The sequence below is a fragment of the Alteromonas sp. K632G genome (genome assembly GCF_017653625.1).
GTDB classification, from domain to species: Bacteria; Pseudomonadota; Gammaproteobacteria; order Enterobacterales; family Alteromonadaceae; genus Alteromonas; species Alteromonas naphthalenivorans.
Window position 1 is genome coordinate 75,874 of sequence record NZ_JAGGDM010000022.1, and the last position, 22,004, is coordinate 97,877.

General features: G+C 43.6%; 19 protein-coding genes and 1 pseudogene. 5 read left to right on the forward strand and 15 right to left on the reverse strand.

Annotated elements, in window-relative coordinates; all coding sequences use genetic code 11:
* The 15 genes and pseudogenes from J5X92_RS18555 to J5X92_RS18625 all read right to left on the reverse strand — a co-directional run bounded on the left by J5X92_RS18555 (window position 1) and on the right by J5X92_RS18625 (window position 16,524).
* Entirely contained in the window at window positions 1-660 is a 660-nt protein-coding gene (locus tag J5X92_RS18555) for a response regulator transcription factor (protein WP_013782723.1), read from the reverse strand.
* Window positions 661-812: 152 nt separating this feature from the next.
* Entirely contained in the window at window positions 813-1,643 is an 831-nt protein-coding gene (locus J5X92_RS18560; RefSeq protein ID WP_013782724.1) for an SHOCT domain-containing protein, read from the reverse strand.
* 97 nt (window positions 1,644-1,740) lie between these two features.
* Window positions 1,741-2,970, reverse strand: coding sequence for a porin (locus J5X92_RS18565; protein WP_208806271.1), 1,230 nt, complete (start codon window positions 2,968-2,970; stop codon window positions 1,741-1,743).
* Window positions 2,971-3,196: 226 nt separating this feature from the next.
* Window positions 3,197-5,641 (reverse strand): TonB-dependent receptor, encoded by a 2,445-nt coding sequence (locus tag J5X92_RS18570; RefSeq protein WP_208806272.1) that lies wholly within the window; start codon window positions 5,639-5,641, stop codon window positions 3,197-3,199.
* A 129-nt stretch (window positions 5,642-5,770) separates the two neighbouring features.
* Window positions 5,771-7,531, reverse strand: a complete 1,761-nt coding sequence (locus J5X92_RS18575; RefSeq protein ID WP_208806273.1) for an insulinase family protein — start codon at window positions 7,529-7,531, stop codon at window positions 5,771-5,773.
* Window positions 7,532-7,541: 10 nt separating this feature from the next.
* Window positions 7,542-8,705 carry a pyrroloquinoline quinone biosynthesis protein PqqE gene (pqqE, locus tag J5X92_RS18580; protein ID WP_208806274.1) on the reverse strand — a complete coding sequence of 388 codons (1,164 nt, stop codon included), beginning with the start codon at window positions 8,703-8,705 and terminating at the stop codon, window positions 7,542-7,544.
* Complete coding sequence (gene pqqD, locus J5X92_RS18585; RefSeq protein WP_013782728.1) at window positions 8,698-8,973, reverse strand: pyrroloquinoline quinone biosynthesis peptide chaperone PqqD; 276 nt, start codon at window positions 8,971-8,973, stop codon at window positions 8,698-8,700. Before pqqD ends, pqqE begins: the two co-directional genes overlap by 8 nt.
* On the reverse strand, window positions 8,973-9,728 hold the full coding sequence (gene pqqC / locus J5X92_RS18590) for a pyrroloquinoline-quinone synthase PqqC (RefSeq protein WP_013782729.1): 756 nt from the start codon (window positions 9,726-9,728) through the stop codon (window positions 8,973-8,975). Before pqqC ends, pqqD begins: the two co-directional genes overlap by 1 nt.
* A gap of 1 nt (window position 9,729) precedes the next feature.
* The gene (gene pqqB, locus J5X92_RS18595) at window positions 9,730-10,650 is read right to left on the reverse strand and encodes a pyrroloquinoline quinone biosynthesis protein PqqB (protein ID WP_013782730.1); all 921 of its coding nucleotides are present in this window, start codon (window positions 10,648-10,650) and stop codon (window positions 9,730-9,732) included.
* Between the two features lie 70 nt (window positions 10,651-10,720).
* Entirely contained in the window at window positions 10,721-10,792 is a 72-nt protein-coding gene (gene pqqA / locus J5X92_RS21340) for a pyrroloquinoline quinone precursor peptide PqqA (RefSeq protein ID WP_073324441.1), read from the reverse strand.
* 95 nt (window positions 10,793-10,887) lie between these two features.
* On the reverse strand, window positions 10,888-12,582 hold the full coding sequence (locus J5X92_RS18605; RefSeq protein WP_244361067.1) for a leucyl aminopeptidase: 1,695 nt from the start codon (window positions 12,580-12,582) through the stop codon (window positions 10,888-10,890).
* 134 nt (window positions 12,583-12,716) lie between these two features.
* A pseudogene (locus J5X92_RS18610) lies at window positions 12,717-13,481 on the reverse strand (ABC transporter permease); the annotation flags it as partial.
* A 60-nt stretch (window positions 13,482-13,541) separates the two neighbouring features.
* Window positions 13,542-14,261 (reverse strand): ATP-binding cassette domain-containing protein, encoded by a 720-nt coding sequence (locus J5X92_RS18615; protein WP_208806275.1) that lies wholly within the window; start codon window positions 14,259-14,261, stop codon window positions 13,542-13,544.
* Window positions 14,252-15,202 carry a PQQ-dependent catabolism-associated beta-propeller protein gene (locus J5X92_RS18620; protein WP_208806282.1) on the reverse strand — a complete coding sequence of 317 codons (951 nt, stop codon included), beginning with the start codon at window positions 15,200-15,202 and terminating at the stop codon, window positions 14,252-14,254. The genes J5X92_RS18615 and J5X92_RS18620 overlap by 10 nt, the downstream gene beginning before the upstream one ends.
* Before the next feature lie 47 nt (window positions 15,203-15,249).
* Window positions 15,250-16,524, reverse strand: coding sequence for a hypothetical protein (locus J5X92_RS18625; RefSeq protein ID WP_244361071.1), 1,275 nt, complete (start codon window positions 16,522-16,524; stop codon window positions 15,250-15,252).
* A 176-nt stretch (window positions 16,525-16,700) separates the two neighbouring features.
* Between J5X92_RS18625 and J5X92_RS18630 the strand changes: the two genes are divergently transcribed.
* The 5 genes from J5X92_RS18630 (at window position 16,701) to J5X92_RS18650 (ending at window position 21,978) form a co-directional block, all read left to right on the forward strand.
* Entirely contained in the window at window positions 16,701-17,600 is a 900-nt protein-coding gene (locus tag J5X92_RS18630; RefSeq protein WP_208806276.1) for a transporter substrate-binding domain-containing protein, read from the forward strand.
* 203 nt (window positions 17,601-17,803) lie between these two features.
* On the forward strand, window positions 17,804-19,591 hold the full coding sequence (locus J5X92_RS18635) for a PQQ-dependent methanol/ethanol family dehydrogenase (RefSeq protein WP_126872581.1): 1,788 nt from the start codon (window positions 17,804-17,806) through the stop codon (window positions 19,589-19,591).
* Between the two features lie 164 nt (window positions 19,592-19,755).
* Window positions 19,756-20,256, forward strand: coding sequence for a cytochrome c-550 PedF (gene pedF, locus J5X92_RS18640; protein WP_244361078.1), 501 nt, complete (start codon window positions 19,756-19,758; stop codon window positions 20,254-20,256).
* Window positions 20,257-20,463: 207 nt separating this feature from the next.
* A complete protein-coding gene (locus J5X92_RS18645) occupies window positions 20,464-20,892 on the forward strand; it encodes a hypothetical protein (RefSeq protein ID WP_013782739.1) in 429 nt (142 codons plus the stop codon).
* A gap of 54 nt (window positions 20,893-20,946) precedes the next feature.
* Window positions 20,947-21,978, forward strand: coding sequence for a tetratricopeptide repeat protein (locus tag J5X92_RS18650; RefSeq protein WP_208806277.1), 1,032 nt, complete (start codon window positions 20,947-20,949; stop codon window positions 21,976-21,978).
* Window positions 21,979-22,004: the final 26 nt, after the last annotated feature.

A 22,004-nucleotide genomic window follows, 5' to 3' on the forward strand; every position in this document is an offset into this window, starting at 1 on the left:
TTAGTTAAATACGTACTGATTAAAATCGATATTGGCAGCGCTAGCTACCACTTTAACTCGATTGCTTGCCCCTAATTTCTTCAAAATAGATGAGACGTGTGATTTCACGGTTGTTTCTGAAATATTGAGCTCATAAGCGATAACTTTATTAGCTAAACCCTGGGTTAAATATTTCAAAACCGCTAATTCTTTTCTGGTTAACGAGCGAATTTGATCAAGAGAAATAGCGTCTTCTTTTTTCACTCGGTTTCTTGTCGATGATGTACGTAAAATTTCAGAAGGAAGGCATACATTACCCTCAAAAATAGACTCCACTGACGTGGCAATTTCTTCTATTTTACTACTCTTTGATATGAATCCTACTGCACCATAAGAAATGGTTTGCAGAATGTTGTGCTTTTCCGTTTCCGCCGAGATGATAACGACAGGAAGGTTAGGGTGCTGATTCCGAATTTCAAGTAAGCCATTGAGCCCGCAGGTTTCTGGCATATTTAAATCTAGCATCACAAGATCGAAAGCAGCATCAGCTTCGAGTACCTCAAGCGCTTCAGAGAGTGAATTAGCTTCAATGGTTTGAGAGTCGGGAAATTTTTTGCCTAATATCGTCACCATGGCGTGACGAAAAATAGGGTGATCGTCAATGATAAGAATTCTTTGCATACTATTACTACCCTCGGCTTAGTAAGTACCCAAATGCACTCACACAATACGTAATCTACCGCTATGTTTGTTAAATTTATTTTAACAAAATAGTTACAATGTGGGCAAGCAAATACGACCGAAGTCTTATAACAAAAAAGCCTTAAAATTCATCATAAATTGCTTAAAAGCGCTTTACGCTTTTGTTCGTATTCTTCTTCAGTAATTAACCCCTCTTTTCTAAGCTTTTCAAGGGTTTTGAATCTTTCTATTAGCGGATCTTCATTCGGTTTTAATGCTTCCTTAACAATGTCGGGCGACAGTGGCGTTTTATGTAACTCTGCTACGTTTACAGTGACCCAATCAGTTCTAGTAGGCTTCATGGTTACACCCGATAAAGTGAACGCTAGCTTTTCATTGAAAGGGAATTTTGATACTACTCTTTCACCATAATTAAAGTCGTATTCAACAAGCCCTTGGTTAGTGGGGTCGTAGGCCATTTCGTAGGCGCTGTTTGCTACTCGATTGTGTTCACCAATGATGAGATTAAGTAGGCCTTCGTTGAAAAATGCTCTACCTGCTATAAAGTAAGTTTGTTTTTTTAGTCCTCCTAGGGTTCTTTTTTCTTTCGCCAAGGAAAATAATATATCTTGATGAGGCTTTGCTTTTTTTAGGCCTATGCTTAAATACTTCGCGAGGTTGTTTTGTTGTTTCTCTGTAAATAGAGGTTCAGTTGTACTTTTATTTTTTATTATTTTTATACTAGATAAAAATTTTAATATGTCTTGTTCATCTATCTCGACTGGTTGAGAAGTTAGATTTTCGGTTAATTCACTCTCTGCGATGTCGCCATTTTTTAATTTTTTCCCATCAATATTGTTGTCTTGTATTTTAATAAGAGAATTTTCACTTTCACGCCATAAAATAGTATCTGATGAAAATGATGGCGTGGAGAAAAATACCATGATAATAATCACTTGAATTCTTAACATTAATCTCATCATAATTTAGTACCAAGTAAATATAAGCTTCGTTTAAAATTACTTACTCTTAAAAAACATCTAAATAAGGAGCAGAATTGCTCCCTATTTGAGTCGAGAGTTAGAAGAAAATGGTGCCACCTAACTGAATAAGCGTGAGATCTTCTGCATTATCATAAAGTGACTGTGCTGCTTCAGAGCCACTGACGCTGAGACTTAAATTTTCATACTTTGCATAAATGAGAAAACGAGAGCCAAAATACTGCTCTGCCGCAATCCCCCATTGATTAAGTTCAGAGCCTACTACACCGTCTAGATGGGCCATACCGTATTGGTCGTTATAGCTTGCGTATTCTGCGTAAAAAGCGGAGTCGCCAAAGGCGTTATATTGCTTGCGAATACCGGCTTTAAAGTAATAGGCATCTGTGTCGTCCCCTGAGCCGATGATCGCATCATCAGTTTCTTCCATTTGATAGGTAGCTACACCGAAAATACCAGATTCAAGGTGCATTACGCCGGTTTGAAATTGTAAGGTTGATGAGCCGTCGCCGCCTACATTAGTGCCGCCGTCTTTATTCACTGAATAGCCACCATGTAGGTTTGTTTTAAACCCGCCATGTTCGGCTGAGTACTTAACCGCGATGTCGTATATTTCATCATTGGCATAGCCAACTGCCACGCTAAAATTACCCATTTTAGGCAAGTCATAACGTACGCCGTTCCGGTAAATCCCATTACAGTCAAGGCCGATACCGAGCCCAGGTGTGGCTAAGCATTGTGCAAACTGACCCCAGGCAACATTAGTCGTACCTTCGTCAATGCCGCGAATGAAGAATCCATTAGCGCGGAATAATGGCGAAATGCCAGACCAAATAGTGCCAGAGGGATCGGCAAGTACAGCAATATTATCGGTCGGTAAGCTTTGTAAGCCGATGGTGACTTTCCCCCAATCCCCACCAATGTGAAGGCTACTACCTAGAAGCCCAATATCGCCGCCATTGAAGGTATCTAAATTATCTTGGTTTGCGAACAGAAGGGGAGTTTGGTGGCCACCGCCTGAATAGTTAGGTGTACCTGAAAGCGGCTCAATAATGACTTCGAAACCCACATCTAATCCGTGCTCTTCTAATTTGTAATCACCAGAAAGGGTAATGCGGCTGCCAAGTGTGGTGCCATTATCTGAAAGTTGAGCGACATCACTTCCAATGCCATCATCGTAATACGTTAATCCTTCATTAATCCAGCCAGAGATATTCCAAGAGTAGTTTTCTTCTTCTGCGTAGCTGTTCAAACTTAACGTACTTAAAATAGCGATAGATAAATATGATTTAACAAGCAATTTATTTTTCATTTTACTGTCCCAGTGTGAGTGGTGTTTTTTAATAATGAGAATTTATTTTTCTCATGTGCCCTAATTTAAGTTTCGGGTGTCAGTAAAATTGATAATAGATTTATATAGCTTTTGAACCATTGGACGTAAGGCTTGTTAGCCTCGTTCTTTAGGACTAAGAAAAATTAGGCGCATGGCGCCTAATTTATATTTTTGGTTTATATTTTTAATTTAAAGCTGCGCCAAATTAAAATTTAGCTTTCACATTTAAACTTACCATTCTAGGTTGCGCTGGACCTACAAATAGGGGGCTTTCCACATCGGGATAGATATCTTCTAATACTTCATCAGCTTCGCCGTAAGTGCCGAAGGTTTCATACTCTTTATCGAATACATTGTTCACCCGTAATTGGGCACTAAATGTGTGATTAAACTGATGGTTTAAATAAAGATTAGTAACAACATAGCTATCTAAGGTGTCATTTTCATTGGCTTCATCACCACGGAAGTATTGGCTAGAGGCTGAAATGATTTCTGCACCCAAGGTGGTTTGTTGGCTAAACGCGTAGTCTAGGTAAAATTTGATATTGTGCTTTGGTTGCCCAGGAATGGTATCACCTGCCTCAACTTGTCTATTTGCTCCTAACGGATTGAATGGGCTGAAAGAAGTAAAGGAAGACTCAAAAGTCGCGTCTAAATAATTATAATTAAATCGATAATTCAGCTTTTTCCAAAATGAGCTAATGCTGAACTCAACGCCCTGTCTACGGGTGGCATCAATGTTAATAAAGTAGCCTCTGGATGCCACCGAGCCTGCCTGCTGAAAAATGATGTCATCTTCACTCTCACTACGGTAAACATTTAGCATCATGTCGATGTTGTTAAAGGTCGCGGCATAGTTTGCTTCAATGGTTTGTGTGACGACTTGATCTAACGGCGGATCTGCAACAAAACCATTAGGTAGGCGGCATGGATCATCTTCGTCTGCACAGCTTAATTCCGCAGGGCTTGGTGTTCTAGATGACTGGCTAAACGCTAGGTTTAACTGCGACGTATCACTAAGCGCAATATCTAGCCCTATGGCAGGGTTGAACTGGGTAAATCTATGATCGCCATCAAGAGAGTCATCACCGTCTTCGCTTAAATCTTCCATTAGTACATGGTCGCGATTGAACCGGCCCCCTATGTTGAGTGATACTTTGTCTGTAAGCTGGGTAGTATTAACAAAGAGTAAGGACCACGCCGAGGTGTCTACATCAAGCCTAACTCGTGCTTCAGCAGATTGGAGCCCTTGAAGTGGAATGACAGTTCGGGAGTCGCTTGCCGTGTCATTTTCTAATATGCCAAAGGTGGTATCGGCAGAATAGTTGATATCACCTTTATTGTAGGTAGCGCCAATTACCAGTACCGATGGTTTGCCTAATAATTCATAATTGCTGGCAAGCTGGGAAGAAACCCCAAAGGCTTCTGAACTTGATAATCCAGTGTTGTAAGTGCCGTCTATCTCATCAGGAGATACATCTGAAATGTCAGATAGCGCAGTATTTTCATCGTATCCAATGAAAGCAACGGCTTCTACATCATCGCCAACGGTGGCTAGTTCGTCATCATCCTCTTCAAAATCGTCGTCATCGTCATCAAGGCCATCGTCATCGTCATCATCTTCCAGTTCACACAAGGTGATGCGGCCATCTGTAAATTGACAGGCGCCAAAGTCGCTGTCATCTCCGTTTATGGTGGTGGTTTCATTGTCGCGATAAAAAGCATTGAACGAGAGTAGGTGATTGTCACTTAGCTGCAAATCGCCTGAAAGGCTAAAGTGATGTAGCTCATTATTGGTTTGATCCGGGTGGGTATAAACCGCTTCACGACCTTCAATTTCTAACAACTCAATTGGTGAAGCCCCATTGCCCAATAGCTCACTATCGGCATACAAGTAGTTAAAATCTATTCGTCGTTTACTGTCTTGATAAGACACTGCACTGAATACTTGGTTTACCTCTGAAGGCGAGTAATCACGCCATCCATCTTCTTCATAATGATTGGCATTAATGTAATAGCCCCAGTTACCATTGTTTCCACCTGATTCTATCGACAGCGCAGACTGGCCATATTGCCCTACGGTGGCATCTACTTCGTTGGCATCGAAGGAAAAGCCTGTTTTCGTATTTAATGCCAGTGCGCCCCCAAGTGTATTTTGACCGAATAACGGGTTCGAGCCGGAATAAAGTGACACTGTATCGATAGCATCAAGGGGCATTAGATCCCAATTTACAGTATCGCCAAACGCCTCGTTAATTCTGCCACCATTTAGGTATACCGAAATTCCCTGAGGCAAGCCTAGCAATGGCGACGCGGTGAAACCTCGGTATTGTAAATCGGGTTGAAAGGGGTTGTTTTGTGCATCATTTAAATTCACGCTGGCAAGTTGTGCTTTCAAGAGTTCTGGCAAAGAGCGACTTACACTTGCTTCTATCTCCTCTTGAGACAGCGATTGAACGGTTCCAAAAATTGGCGCTGCATCACTCCCGGTTTGTAGTGTGGTTGCTCCATGGATTTCTATTACTTCTACATCGTTGTTTGCTAGCAGACTGTCTGTTTTAGTATTGGCGGAGGCGTTACTGCAAAGCGCTAGAGACACGCTTGAAGCGATGAGTGCGTAAGCTAAAGGCGTTGTGTGTTTTATTAGCATGTTCCTGATTCTTCTATGAACGAGTATGCAATCAGTATCGTGTAGGTGGGTCCCGAAAAATATCCTCCTAAAGAGGGAGGAAAGCTCGTAAATTGGTACTACATGAAAATCCCAAGTAACGAATTTTTATTAAGTAGGGCTTTTACTTATACCAGTATTAAGGTCATTTTGGGTGAGCGTGTTTTTACACCAAACTTCGCGGAGCGACGCCTGCCTATCTTGCGCCCCATAAATAAAGGTATGCTCATGAAAACGCGCTACCCCTAGTGCATAACATTCTCCGGTAGTACGAGGTTGCCAAAACGAGGCGCTAGTCATGATAACTATAAGATGGCGATGGAATTGGGCATCAACCCTGTATACCCAGTTATTGCCAATACACTGAAACCGTTCCTCAGAATTTTGTGCCGCCTTAACAGACGGTTCGGCGAGCTTATGCAGTAATTTAGGTAATGCTGGTAAGTTTTCTAGTGATAATAGCGAGGGAAAGTCGGCCGCGAGTTGCGCGCTTTTTTTGTCTTTTAACTCAACGGCAACCTCTGTTGTAGAAACCCAATTATTTTTTTTGGGTCTGTCTGCGCGCTCACTTTTGTCATACGTTTCATGCTTACCTGTTCGGCAAACATGCACATTATTAAGGTGCTCGGTAAACGGTTTTGTTTTTAAAGACGAGTGTGGTTCGCTATACCGAGAATTCGCTTGCTGGTGATAATCTCGAATAAGTTGCTGTACTGCTTGGGGTAATTTATTGTCTGTAAATAAACGAGGTTTGGCTTCTACGTTGAACTCAGTTAATACCGACACCACTTTTTTATGCGCATCTGTACGCGCTTGAGTACTGGTCTTGGTATTATGCACAAATCGAAGAGCAATCATGCCTGCATGGTTTACTTCATCATCGATAAAGAAGTGGCCTAAAGCAATAAACCTGCTTTTAATCTGGTGTTCGACATCAAGTAAGTCGTAAGTAAATTCCTGTGGCACCCACCACGTAGACACATCGTTTTCGATAGGCTTCACTTGATGATTATTCGTAAGGTGACGTCTCATGTGGCAAACAGGAACTGAGGTATTTCGTTTCAAAGTACTTGCGGGCACTTCAGCGGCCTCATTAAGAGGCATAGCATCACATAACTTTGTATTACAGCCTTTGGCATTAATTTCTGCTATAGCCTGTCTACTTAATGAGATGATTTCATCGCCGTCAGTATCTGCACCACTGACTAAAAGGGTGATGTGTTCACCGTCATACCATCTCTTCTTATAATCAATGAGGTCGTCAAAACCAATTTTTAATACCGAATCAGAAAACCCTCCGGCATGTTTGTAAGCCATGGTACTGGTATCACATCGGCGTATGGCCATGTTATTCAAATAATCGATATTGCGTTCAAGCAGCGTGAGTTCATTAACGAGAACGCCACTTCGCTCTGCTTCAAATTTACTCTTTTCGTAATGGGTATTCACTAGGCCGCTATACAGGTATTGAATCGCACTGATAAAAAGCGCTTGATTATAAGATTGCACATAAAAATACGTACAGCCTGAGTAGGTCGTCGCGTTTATCGACAAGGGTAGCAAAGCATTTGCTACAAAAAGCTCATGGTCGGCAGGGTAGTAAGGCGACCCACGAAAACACATGTGTTCAGCCAGATGAGATACGCCTGAGTGATCATGTGCTGGCGTATTGACAACAAATACACCCGTGAATGGTGATTTTCTGCATTCTAGATTGCCCATCTTATTTGGATTCGCCGCAATGCCTGTATTAGTGCCATTGCCAGAACTGTCATGAAACCGAGTACTACCTGCGCTGATTATGTGACTTGAGCTACTTGAGCCACCTTCAGGCCTTTTAGCATTGCGTGACACATACCGGATGTTAATCATCAAAAAGCGCTCAAGCGGTCACGTCTTGTATCATCTTTACAGGGATAGCATTTTTCACTGTGCGAAATTTTAAAGTAGAGCTTGCCGGTTGCCCGGCTTTATCGGTAATAGTTTTCATCAAATGGTGATCGGGTGACTTATCGCAAACCGGATCGGTTTTGTGCATATCCCCGGTCAGCAAAAAGGCTTGGCAACGACAACCGCCAAAATCCTTGTCTTTTTCATCACAGGTCTTGCATGGCGAGGGCATCCAGTCATCGCCTCTAAAGTGATTAAAACTAAAATCATGTTCCCAGATATGCTGTACCGATGAGTCTTTCACGTTAGGAAAGGTAAGAGGTAGAATTTTGGCACTGTGACAAGGAAGCGCACTGCCATCTGGGGTTACCGTTAAAAAAGTAGTTCCCCATCCATTCATACACGCCTTTGGCCTATTCTCGTAGTAATCGGGTGTGACAAACATAAATTTAGGGCCGCCACATTGCTGGTCTCTATACCGGTTAATGGCCTGCTCAGCTTCTTCTAGCTGGCTTTGTGTAGGTAGTAAGTGCTCACGGTTTTCATACGCCCAACCATAATATTGAACCGTCGCAAGTTCTACAAAATCGGCCTTAAGTTCAGTGCTAAGCGCCATGACTTCTTCAATTTCATGAATGTTTTGGGCGGTAATACAAAAATTCAGCACCATAGGGTAGTTGTAGGCTTTAACTAACTTGGCAATATTCAGTTTTTGTTTGAACGAGTGGCGCTTATTGCCAATAAGGTCGTTAACTTCAGCATTGGCTGATTGAAAGCTAAGCTGTATATGATCAAGCCCCGAATCTTTTAATCTGGCAATGCGCTTTTCCGTCATGCCAATGCCGGAGGTGATCAAGTTGGTGTAAAAGCCAAGTTCGCGGGCATAGGCGACTAACTCTTCTAAATCTTTGCGCAACAAGGGTTCACCACCGGAAAAGCCTAGCTGAACCGCACCCATTTCCCTGGCTTCCTTAAACACCTTCTTCCACTGAGACGTAGTGAGCTCGTTAAAGGTTTCTTCCATATTCACGGGGTTAGAACAATAGGGGCAATGGAGCGGGCATTGGTAGGTTAACTCAGCGAGTAGCCATAAAGGTGGAGTAGTGGCTTTGGTAGGTTGTGAAGCCTTGGTAGCGTGCGTTGCGTGGTTAGTCATACACCACCCACTTTTTTTCTTCAGCGTGTTGCAAAAATACGGTTACGTCTTCTTCTAAATCCTCAGGTGCATCGGGAAAGGCCTTTCTAAGCGCTACTGCAATGTCATCTGTAGAGCGCACACCATCAACAAGGGTTAAGATTTCTGACGCCGAAGGGTTTAGCTTAATCATGCCCTCAGGAAATAGAAGCACATACCCATCTTGTACTTTTTCGTATTGTAAGCGAAACAAAGGGTTCATAGACGGCGTGTTAGATTTGTTTGTCATTAGAATCTCCCTGTATGGCAAACCTGTTGATTGGCAATGCCATCGAAAGGTTTTCTGCCATATTCATAAGCGAAACAAATAGCATCGGCAATGCTCCACAGAATATCTATTTTAAATTGAAGAATGTTCAAAGCACGCTCTTGTTGATTGCGGGTAACAAAGTGGTCGAGCGTTATTTGAAGGCCGTGTTCTACATCGCGCCTTGCTTGCCCTAAACGCATTTGAAAATAGGTAAACCCTTCTTGGTTTATCCACGTGTAGTGAGTGGGCCAGGTATCAAGACGGCTTTGGTGTATTTCAGGCGCAAACATTTCGGTAAGTGATGAACAAGCGGCTTCTTGCCACGATGCGCGGCGTGCAAAATTTACATAGGCATTTACCGCGAATTTTACGCCGGGCAATATGTGAAATTCATTAAGTAATTCATCGCGGTTAAGCCCTACCGCTTCCCCTAGACGGAGCCATGCTTCAATACCGCCTAAACTGGTATCACCTTCCCGGCCATCATGGTCGATAAGCCTCTGAATCCAGGTGCGTCTTACTTCTTGATCTTCACAGTTTGCTAATATGGCGGCATCTTTAACTGGAATAGCCATTTGATAATACAGCCTGTTTGCCACCCAGCCTTGTATTTCTTCTTTACTGCAATGCCCTGCATTCATACGTTTATGGAAGGGATGATGGATATGGTAATACGCACCTTTTGCGCGTAATTGCTGTTCGAATTCTTCTTTTGTCCATGCAGGTTTCAACATGTTACACCTCTATTTGCATGCCATCGTAAGCCAGCTCAATATTCTGCTCTTGCAATGCATGAAAGGCTGATGAATCTTCATTCAGCACGGGGTTAGTGTTATTAATGTGAATAAGGACTTTGCGCTTAACATTAAAGCGGTTAAGCAGCGCAATGGCACCATTTTCGCCATTTACTGGCATGTGCCCCATCTGCGTACCGAGCTTTTGGCTAAAGCCATGGTCAATCATTTCTTCATTCACCCATAAGGTGCCATCGAAAAGCACGCATTCAGCGTCGGCCATAACCTGCTTCACGGTGTCGTTGGCTTGCATACACCCTGGCGCATAAAAAAGTACGTGACCTGTTTGAGTATCGGTAATTTTAAGGCCAATATTATTGCCCGGAACAATGTTATCGCGATAAGTAGAATAGGGCGGCGCGTTCGACTCTAATACTACAGGTTGGAATAAAAGCCCATCTGCGCCTTCGGGCACAAACGTATGGTGAAAGTCAGTACTAATGGAGCGTTGCTGAAGGCCGCCGTGCCAGTGTTTAAGCACGGTAAATAAGGGAAAGCTGGTGGTTAAATCTTCGTTTACTACATCGGTACAGTACACAGGAAGTGGTAACCCTTCTCTTAGTGTAAGTAAGCCGGTGGTATGATCTATTTGGCTATCGGTGAGCACTATAGATGAAATACGTGTGCCACGGGCAACGTGCTCTTCAGGCCAAAGCTGAGGATGGCTATTTATTTGTTCCCGTAAATCGGGAGAGGCATTAATTAATACCCATTTACTCCCGTCGACACTTACCGCAATGCTCGATTGGGTGCGGGGGGTTGTTTTAATGGTGTGCTGACGTGCGCCTTTGCAATTTTCGCAATGACAATTCCATTGAGGGAACCCGCCGCCTGCGCCTGCGCCAAGAATCAATACCTGCATAACTACTCCTTGGGTATTTGAAAAAGGCTGCAATAGCAGCCTTTTGATTACTTATCACGATGGCTTAGGTCTAACGGTTGCTGATATATAGCGTTACTTCAAAACCTAGGCGCATTTCAGTGTATTGAGGTTTAGTCCACATCGTCATTTCCTCTGTCTTTTTGGGTGAGTTCAATATGAGTATATGTTGATTATCTGTTAACAGATATCCTTCTAAAGGAGGAGAATTACCATGAATCATGATGATTTTTGGACAGTGGCTAGGCGTTGCAAATAGGCCACCAGTAAGGGAATAGGGCGGCCGGTAGCCGAATTGGCAGTACCATATTTAAATGCGGTACCAGCCACATCCATATGAGCCCAAGGAAAATTTTTAGCGAAGCGGGACAAAAAGCAGCCTGCGGTAATCATACCTGGTGAGTTTTTCCCTGCGTTTGTCATATCGGCATGAGAAGAGGCTATAGCGTCTTGATATTCGGGCCATAATGGAAATGGCCAAATTGGATCTTGGGCGTGTTCACCAGCCTTAATTAGTGCTTGTTCTAGTGGGCGGGAATTACTCATTACACTGCTGCATTGGTACCCCAAAGCAGTAATAGCAGCGCCGGTTAGCGTTGCTATATCTATGACTGAGTGGGGGGCGAAACGCTCACTGTAACTTAGTGCATCGCACATTAGCATGCGCCCTTCAGCATCTGTGCTTATCACTTCAACGGTTTGTTTTGAGTGGGTAGTAATAATATCGCCGGGCCGGTATGCATTACCGCCAATACTGTTTTCAGCGGTAGCCAATATTCCAATAATGTTAATGTTTAAGCCGAGTTCTGCAACCGCTTTTATTACTCCAAGTACGCACGCTGCACCTGCCATGTCGTAAATCATGTGGTGCATATCTCCTCCTCTTTTTAAGGTGATGCCGCCCGAATCAAATGTTACACCTTTCCCTATTAAGACTACCGGCTTGGTATTTTTGGCGTCATTGCTTTGCGTAGCGCCATTTCCTGAATAACGAATCACCGGCATAGAAGCAGGAAATGCCGATGCGCGATTTACTGCCAAATAGGCATTCATACCTAGCGATTCCAATGTATCTTGATCGATAATCTCGGTAGTAATTTTAGAATACGCATCCGCGAGTATTGTCGCCTGGTCGGCCAAATAAACTGGGGTACATAAATTCGCTGGCATGTGAGACAAATCTCGCGCTAAGCCCATACCATTTGCTAGTGCGGCCTCATAATTAACGCAGGCCAGTAGTGCATCTGAGGTATTGTCCGATGCTAGCGCAGAGTCTCCATTAAGTGCTTCGACTGAAGCTTCATTTAACGCCTTATCTAAAACTAGGTTAGCTGCCACGTCTGTTGACGATACTTGTATGTTTAAGCTAGGCATTACGTTAGATAACAAGTGAGGGGAAGATTTATATCCTTTAAATTGATAGCAACAAAAATGAATAGCTCGCAATAACTGGCGAACCAGCGATATACCTAGCTCTCTCTGTTTGCTTGCGCTGTGCATAGTGAGGGAAGTAGTGTGGCTGATAGCACTGTAAGTCGTTCCCCAAGGCAGTACCAAAGTGATTGTTGCCGCCTTTAACGACAGCGCGTGCTTAAACATATCAACAAATAGCTTACGTGTGCCGTGAGAAGCTGAAGGATGATCAAAACTAAGGCTGATATTCTCTTCTAAATTACCCGCTCCCCATATAAGCCATCGTTTTGCCGCGGTCTCTACAGGCCGGTGAAGTAACACCTTTTGGCCTTGCGAGCCTACAAATTCTTCATCATTAAATATCTGCTGAATAAATGCTTGAGTGCTATGTGGCATGTTTTCAATGGTGGGTTGTATATCGGTGGGTGAGCAAAGCCATATTACGCAATCGGCGACTACTTCGTGTAAGTTGCGGTGAGGTGCTAATGTTACGTTTGTCATGGGCGCCCTTGTTGGTTTGCTTTTATGCGCTGTTTTTTCCCATCGCTCTTATTTCCAATCCCTTTATTTCCAGCCCCCTTATTTCCAGCTCCACTGTTTCCAGAGTTTCCAGAGCTGGAAGTTGAAAAGCTAGCAGCAGGTTTTGGCCTAAAGCTTCTTACGGCGAAGGTAAAGGTAATTAGAGTGAGCACAAGTACAATCACTAGCTCTTTTGCTGCAAGCTTTTCATACAAGCCAAAGCGCAGTAGCTCAACACCACTGGTAAAAGGATTAAAGGCGCACACTTTATACAGCCATTCGCTTGCTTCTTGCATTTTCCACAATGGATAAAGCGCACTTGAAAGGAAAAACATTGGAAAGATAACGAAGTTCATCACACCAGCAAAGTTCTCTAATTGCTTAATGGAATTCGCCAGCAATAAGCCCAGCGAGCCAAGAAAAATAGACAGTAATGCAATGATAGGAAGCGCGTAGACATAACCCATTAAGGGCAACTGCACATCAACAAGTAAGGCAAAGCAAAAGAATAAATAAACCTGTATTGCTGAAACCAGTGTGTTGGCCACCAATTTACTACAAAGCAGAAATGAACGGGGTACTGGGCTCATTAACAGTACCTTCATGCTGCCCATTTCTCGGTCGTAAACCATAGACAGCGAGCTTTGCATACTGTTAAACAACACAATCATGGCGGCTAACCCTGGTACAATGTATTCCTCATACAGAATGTAAGTCTCGTAGGGCGGTATCATAGAAAGCCCTAGCGCTGAACGAAATCCCGCGGCAAACACAAATAGCCATAGCAAGGGGCGAACCAGCGCACTTAACAGCCGAGAACGTTGCTGCCAAAATTTCAGCATTTCTCGGTTTAATACGCCTACAAAACAGCGCCAGTACATCATAGTAGGTCCCGTGCTTTAGCCTGCTCAGCTTGTTTGCATTCACAGCGGATATTGATATTAGTTTGCATGAGTCAGTGCATCCCAAAGCTGATGAATATCCGATACCTGATGTTTAGTAAGCAGCGCCGAGCAAATATCTCGTTCTACTAATCGCCCATTTAGTAATATGGCGAGGGGATCCGCCGGCGATACCTCTTCAAATAGGTGAGTAGCCCACAGCACAGTCACGCCTTGTTTCACTGCTAAGTCATGAACCACCGAATGAATTAACTGCCGAGAAGCAATATCTAACCCTACGGTGGGTTCATCGAGTAATAAGGTACTAGGTTGGTGAATAAGGCATCTTGCCAGTTCAACGCGACGGCGGTGGCCACCATTTAAATGACGGATTTTAGTGTTCAGGCGGTCGCTAAGATCAAGTTTCGTCAATAAATCAGTAATACGTGAAATTGATTTGTCTGGGGCGAGTCCGTGAAGCGAGGCAAAATAGGCTAAGTTTTGCTTTACGGTAAGGTCGATATCTAGTGTACTTTGCTGAAACACCACGCCGAGATTTTTCATAATCGAAGCGCGGTTTTTTGTTATCGGCTTACCATTAAATAAAATATTTCCTTGGCCAATCCGTTGTAACCCTGTGAGTAACCCAAATAGGCTACTTTTACCTGCCCCATTAGGGCCAAGTAAAATATTAAAGCCCGGTTTAAGGGTAAGTGAAATGTCATCAAGGGCTGCAACTTTGCCGTAAGTGTGGCTAACCCCTTGGATATCTATTTCCATTTAACGGCAATTCCCCATGGGTAACGCCCCACCTTAATCGTCTTTTCAACATCGAGGGTTTCAGTATTAATAACCGACACGTCGCCGCTTACCCCGTTTGTGGTGAGTAATAGTGACTGGTCTTGGTTAAAGGCTAATTGCCACACGCGCCGTCCTACAACTATGTATTTCTCTATTTCAAACGTACTAGTGTTTACCACAGCAACGCGATTTGCGGGGCCTAGGGCGACAAACGCGTAAGGGGAGTCTTTCATCAGCAATATACCAACGGGTTGTATTTTGTCGCGGTACACGCCTTTAACTGCAAAAGATAAGGTATGCGCTTTTTGTTTGGTTTGAGTATCAAATATGGTGACTGTGCCGCCAAGTTCAGAGCTTACCCAAAGGTACTTATCGTCAGCAGTAAAGTGAGCGTCTCGCGGGCGAGCATCTACTAAGCTGTTAGCAATGTTCTCGTGGGTGTTGGTGTCTATCCAGTGCACCATGTTTGTTGTTTCTGAAGTAACCACCATCATGCGGCCGTCATGGCTTACCGCTAACCCTTCAGGTTCAACCCCTACATCTATTTGTGCAATTACCTGGCTGGTGGGAATATCAATAACGGTGAGCAGAGCATCATCTTCATTGGCGGTGTAAATAGTAGTGCCATTTGGGTGCAGGGCTATGGTTTCAGGATCTTCACCTGACGGTAAATCACCGACAATAGTATGGGTGTCTAAATCGATAATTTGAATGCGATCGGAATCCGAGGCGCAAATGTAAGCATGGGCTTGGTCAGCGCTTAGTATAAAACCCCTAGGTCGCTCACCAATGTCTAATGTGTCGGTGACTTCAAACGTATTCATATCAATGACTGATAGGGTATTGTCTTTTTCATTGGTTACATATGCCTGTGGCAATGCACTGGCACTATAACTATAACTACTTGCCCAAAAGCTCATTATCAAAAAGCTGTTTGCCAAAAAGCGGTTTTTCGTGAAGCGAGAAATCATAGTGGGTCCTTACAGGTTTTATTCGTTTCACCCAAGGTGTCTAACTCGTCAGATTGATGTAAAAAGCCGGGCAGCGGGGCGTGGATCACTAGCGCTTCTTCGTGGGCTAGCGCAATGGGTTGTCGAAGTTGGCGTGTGCCTTTTCTGAAAGTTAATTGTCTGCCTTTGTACGCTGCAATACTAAGCTGCTCCTCTACCAAAGCGTTAAATAATTTTGTACCTGTAACAGGCTCATGAGTATCAGAATCATTGTTTTTACTTCGCTGCAATGCGGTCGATATGGCGATAATGGCGGCATAAGCAGCAAAGTCTACGTCATTCATATTGCGCGAAAACTTTACCTTAAAACGATTTTGCAGCTGCCTTGCGCCCCATTGCTCATGAGTAAAATGCCACCCTAATGGTTTCAAACCTGCCGACCCTATAATGGGCACAATAAGGTGGGTATTAAAGGGTAAGCTGTAGGCATACTGACCTTGGGTGTCGGCAGCAAAAATAGCGTCGTAAGGTTTCTTAGTCCGAGTAAAAAGGGGAATTTCAGAAAATGCAGAGCGTCGTAAATCAAAACTTGCCTGCCATATTTTCTCTTCAACAATATTTAACTTAAATTTCTTCGCGGTACGTAAAAACGCGTCTAAGTAAGCCTGATCACTTTCATGGGAGCCGCGCAAGGTAAGCACAGAGCTCAAACGCTTAGTTCTAAGCCACTGACCAAGCGCATCGGTTTTCATTTGGTAGCTAGGGTAGGTGTGCAGTACGTTAAGTTCGCAGTGCTGTTGACGAAAAGCATCCTTGCCACTGGCTACATTCACCACTAATGCGCTGGGGTTAATAGACACTACCGAACGAACGGCTTTTTCATATTGAGCGTCTGGGCTATCGATAAGCACCACAGAGGTATTGGCAATCACATCGGTAGCCGCTGAGTCAAAAGCGTCAAGGCGGGCAAGCGACAGCGAATAGCCCAAAAATTTTCCTGTAATATTGGCATCTTCAATGCCAATTTCGGCACCCGCAATTCCTTCGTCATTAGGACGGGTTAAATACGAAGGCGTTCCTGCGGGGGGAGGGCGCTCCACGTTAATATAGACAATGTTCGTAGTGCTAGGTTGGGCTTCAGCTTGCCCTACATATTTATTTTCTGGCTGACTCCCCGATTGGGCATGAACATTGGCATGCAAGGCCGATACGCTTATCAATAGGATTGATACTCCTATCCATATTTTTACTTTTTCCATGAACCAGCGAAGGGCTTTTCTCACACTTCTCATCACACTGCTTTTCACAAGAAGGCCTTTTTATAAATCGCGATACAAAAAGGGTATATGGCATTATTCCCGAATAACATCCTCCTAAAGGAGGAATGCTATGGCGCTAAAGTAGCATTCGTGAATGCCTGTCTGCGCATTAGTATTGAAAGTACTTAGCGTCAAGAGAGTTTCTCGTAGTGACTTGTTTGCGAACCTTTTATTTTATTCCCTTCATACTTTTAAGTTTTTTAAGCTTGAGTGTATTAAGCACCAGTGTTTTTGCTCGATCTTTTGATGACATTATCGAAAGTAAGAAGATTAATATTGCGGTTTATAATGACTACCCACCTTACTCATACATGGAAGCGGGTTCAGCGAAAGGAATAGATGTTGATATAGCTAAAGAAATTGCTGCTAAATTCAATGTGGAATTAGTGTTAACTTGGATGACCCCAGGGGAAACGACGGAAGACGATTTTCGTAATTTTTTATGGAAGGGGCACATTATTCACAAAGTAAAAGCTGACTTAATGATGCGTGCTCCATACGACCGTTCTTTTTCCCAAAAACGGGACGATATTGGCTTATTAGCGAATGAGTTAGTTCACATGTTCGCACCGTATCAACAAGAAAGCTGGCAGATAATTCACAACACAGAGCAATTGCCAGAGGTAGAGACCATGGCGATGTTTCAATACCATACCATTGGTGCAGAAATAGACAGTATTCCTCATTTTTACCTCACCTCGGCCTTTGGCGGAAGGTTACGAGATAACACCTCTCAGTATGCCAGCAATGAACTTGCCATCGATGCTATGAAAAAAGGTAATGTTGATGCGGTAATGGGCCTTCGAACACAAATTAGCTACTTGTCTCAATTCGTCGATAGCTCCAAATTTAAACTTGCTAGCAACGCGTTTCCTCTTATAGGAAAACAGAAGTGGGACTTAGGTATAGCCGCGCACAACGACTACCGAACCCTAGCGTATGAAGTTGGTGATGTAATTACCGAGATGGTACTGACCGAAAAAATGGCGCACATTTTTAGTCAGTATCACGCCGCCTATGAAATGCCTGATTTTTATGCTGTTGAGTAATGCCGTTAAGTCATGTTGGCGAGCAATGCTATTGCAATAGCTCCACTCTTATTAGGCATATTTCCTGTTAATTCCTCCTCCTAAAGGAGGGGACAATTCACTCAGCCGTTCCATAGGCACGCCCATCGGGCACCGCTATTCTAATTCTATCGAATAGTCTGAAAATCAGACACATTCATGGCCAATACGCATTAGGAAACGTTATGAATAAACAACTACCACTAAAAAGAATTGCCTTAGCTTTATTGGTTTGTGCGGGGGCAATTTCCCCCGTTCAAGCTAACGTGACCGACAAAGATATACAAAACGACCAAGCCACTACTGACGATATCGTATCGTATGGCATGGGATTACGCGCGCAGCGCTATAGCCCACTATCTGCAATTAACAAAGACACCATTGAAGAAATTCGCCCAGTTTGGGCATTTTCGCTTGGTGGCGAAAAACAGCGGGGCCAAGAGTCTCAGCCTATGGTAAAAGATGGCGTTATGTATGTGACGGGTTCTTACTCTCGCGTATGGGCCATTAATGCGATGACTGGCGAAGAACTCTGGCAGTACGAAGCTCGTTTGCCCGATGGTATTATGCCTTGTTGTGATGTGATTAATCGCGGCGTAGCCTTGTACGATAATTTGGTCATATTCGGCACCCTTGATGCCAAACTGGTAGCCCTTGATAAAGATACGGGCAAAACCGTATGGAAGAAAAAAGTAGAAGACTACAAGGCTGGTTACTCCATTACTGCCGCGCCTATTATTATTGATGGTATGGTGATAACGGGTAACTCGGGTGGTGAATTTGGTGTAGTAGGAAAGGTATACGCCTTTGATGCTAAAACTGGCAAACAGATTTGGGTTAGACCTACTGTTGAAGGCCACATGGGTTATATGTGGAAAGACGGTAAAAAAACCGAGAATGGTATTTCTGGCGGCGGGGCGGGTAAAACTTGGCCTGCAGATTTATGGAAAACTGGCGGTGCTGCAACCTGGCTAGGCGGCACTTATGATGCTGATACAGGGCTGTTATTCTTTGGTACAGGTAACCCATCACCTTGGAACTCTCACCTTCGCCCTGGCGATAACTACTTCTCTTCATCTCGTTTAGCGATTAACCCTAAAACGGGAAAAATTGTATGGCACTTTCAAACTACGCCACACGATGGCTGGGATTTCGATGGTGTAAACGAGCTTATATCGTTTGATTATGAAGAGGCAGGTAAAACGGTGAAGGCCGCTGCCACTGCAGATAGAAACGGCTTCTTTTATGTATTGAACCGTGAAGATGGTGATTTCATTCGAGGCTTCCCGTTTGTAGATAAGCTAACGTGGGCCAAAGGCCTAGATGAGAATGGCCGCCCACTTTACATTGACGAAACGCGTCCTGGTAATCCGTCACTTTCAGACGATGGTAAAAAAGGCGCACAGGTTGTCGCTCGTCCTGCTTTCTTAGGTGGAAAAAACTGGATGCCTATGGCGTATTCACCTGATACGGGTTTGTTCTATGTACCTTCCAACGAATGGGAAATGGATATTTGGAACGAAACCACCTCATATAAAAAGGGCGCTGCTTACTTAGGTGCTGGCTTTACTATCAAATCTGTCAATGAAGACTTTATAGGTGTACTTCGCGCCATTGACCCTAAAACCGGTAAAGAAGTATGGCGTTATAACAACTATGCGCCACTATGGGGTGGGGTAATGACTACAGGCGGCGGTCTAGTATGGACAGGCAACCCAGAAGGTTACCTAATGGCCTTTGACGATAAAACCGGAAAGATGGTTTATAAGTTCCAAACCGGCTCAGGCATTGTAGGGTCGCCAGTAACTTGGGAGATGGAAGGCGAGCAATATGTGTCTGTGTTGTCTGGCTGGGGCGGTGCAGTGCCTTTATGGGGCGGCGAAGTTGCTAAGCGGGTTAAGCACCTAAACCAAGGTGGTACGGTGTGGACGTTTAAATTACCAAAGCGTTATGAACAAGTGGCTAAGAACTAATTTGTTTTAAATACGATAGAAGCCGATACCTTTGTAGGTATCGGCTTTTTTATATCTGAAATAGCCTTTATCCTCCCAAAGGAGGAGCCTTTCAAAACCAAAGTAGAGTTACCCCAATTATCACATTCAGTATAATTTTTTCATCAGCTTGAGAGGATGTATGAATGATGAAAGTAAAAGTATCTCTTTTAATTACAACGCTTTTTCTGGCCTTAACGGCGCACAAGTTAGCAGCACATGGCAACGTGACGCCACAAGGCGCTGACAGCTCTGAAATGCAAAAAATTACCGATGGTGATGAGTCTGAAGATGGCTGGGTGTTTGAAAACCCTTATCGTAATTTAGATGAAGAAACTCACAAGAAGGTGTATGAATTTGGCGAGTCAGCCTACTCAAATAACTGTGCCGTTTGTCATGGTCTTCATGCGCAGTCAGGTGGCATAAACCCAGATTTACGTTTGCTCGACCCCGAAATTATGGAAGACGATGAATGGTATGTAGAGCGCCTTCGTTTTGGATCATCAAAAGGCATGCCTGCGTTAGGCGGAATTCCAGAAGGGCAGTCTGAACCCATTTTAGATCAAGAGACACTATGGGCCATAAAAACCTATGTAGAGGCTCGCAGAATAGTAGCAATTGAAGAAGGTGAAATTGAAGTAGACTAACTATATTCCCGTTTTGTCGGCCGGGTCGAGAAATCGCCCGGCTTTTTTATAGGCCAACTATTTTTCAAAAAGTGAAAGTAGACAAATCACACCCACTTATCAAAATAAACGCCTTACATTATTTCAAATAAATCTGTGCAGAATTAGGTGTTTGCAGCTATTCTTTGGGTAGTTCATTGGACGAAACGACTTATTTTTAGGCCCTAAATGCACATCCTGCGATTCCTTTTCTTTTTAGTTTTTATCACGAGTATGCATGTTGAGGCCCAGCACGCTGACGCCCAACATACTGGTACCGGCAAGAAAGGGGATGTCGATGCGTTAAAAGCATCTATTCGTAATGAAAGGGAATTAGGAGACATTGAGAAAGCAGAGTTGTTAACGCAAGATCTGCAACGCATAGTAGACCATTCACAAACGCCCGAATTACAAGCTGATCTAGCCACTATTACAGCCGAGAATGAGATCAGCCGAACTCGATACTCACACGCTATCGAATTATTGAAGTCAGCTGAGTTAATGTATTCTCGTTTGTCTAACGATTTTGCATTAGCTCATGTCTATACCATGCTTGGTTACGCCTACTACAGCATGTCTGAATATCCCTTGTCCCTTGATTATTACCATCGCGCGTAGCGGATTTACAAGGCCTTAGATGATAAAAAAAGCCTAAGTATTGTCGGCAGTTATATGGGCATGGCGTTGGGCGCTATCGGTGATTATGAAGGGGCTATTATGGCGTACCAAACCGCGCTCGCTCATGCTGTAGAACAAGGCAGTGATGCTGAAAAGTCACAGGTGCTGTATAGCTTAGGGGGTCTAAATGCCAAGATGGGGGCTCACCGCAGTGCATTAGCGTATTTCTATAGCTCTCTGGAGATAGATACCAAGCGTGGCATGATTCAAAATATTGCATTCAACAATGCCTTAATTGCTGAGTCATTATTAGCGCTGTCAGATTTTGAAGCTGCCGAATCACATGCTAGTGAAGCCATTCGTCTTTTTAATGAAGTTAAGTCGACTGAATATGCTGATATGTATAAGTTAACGCTGGCTAAAATATATATCGCTAGAGGTGGTTACGACAAAGCCAACGAGGTTATCCAAAACGTATTACGTACCGCCAATGGTCGATTCCCAGCACTTACATTGAATGCTCTGGTAGTTGCTGCGCAGCATGCATTTATTACCAATAAATATGAAATTTCTATCGACTATGCTAATCAGGGAATAGAAAAAGCGAAGCAGGCAGAGCGGCTACCCATTGAAGTCCAGTTCCATGAGGCCAAAGTAAATTCACTAGAAGCAATGAGTCGCTACGATGCTGCTTTTCTTGCGCTTAAAACACTGATGCGAGTCAAAGAACAACTTAACGATGAAAATAAAGTGGAAGCGATAGCAAATGTGCAAGCGCAAACTGAGTCTGTACGTAAAGAGCTAGAGCTAAATTTGAAAGTAAAAGAGCAGGCTCTTGAGCAAGCCGCGCTAAACGAAAAGTTGCTTTTGAAAAACGTGTTTATTGGGCTCATTGTCATCCTATTTTCTCTTCTGTTTGTATTATACCGGCGTTACACATTGCGCAAAGCAAACGAACGCCTAGAGTGGAAAGTTAGAATTCAAACCCGAGAGCTAAGCGAAAAGAATGAACAGCTCATTCAGTCACTTAAGCTAATTGACGTGGTCAACCAAAATCACACAACCCAGTTAAGCCGCTTTTTGTAAGTTAGCCATGTCAGCCTCATATTGAT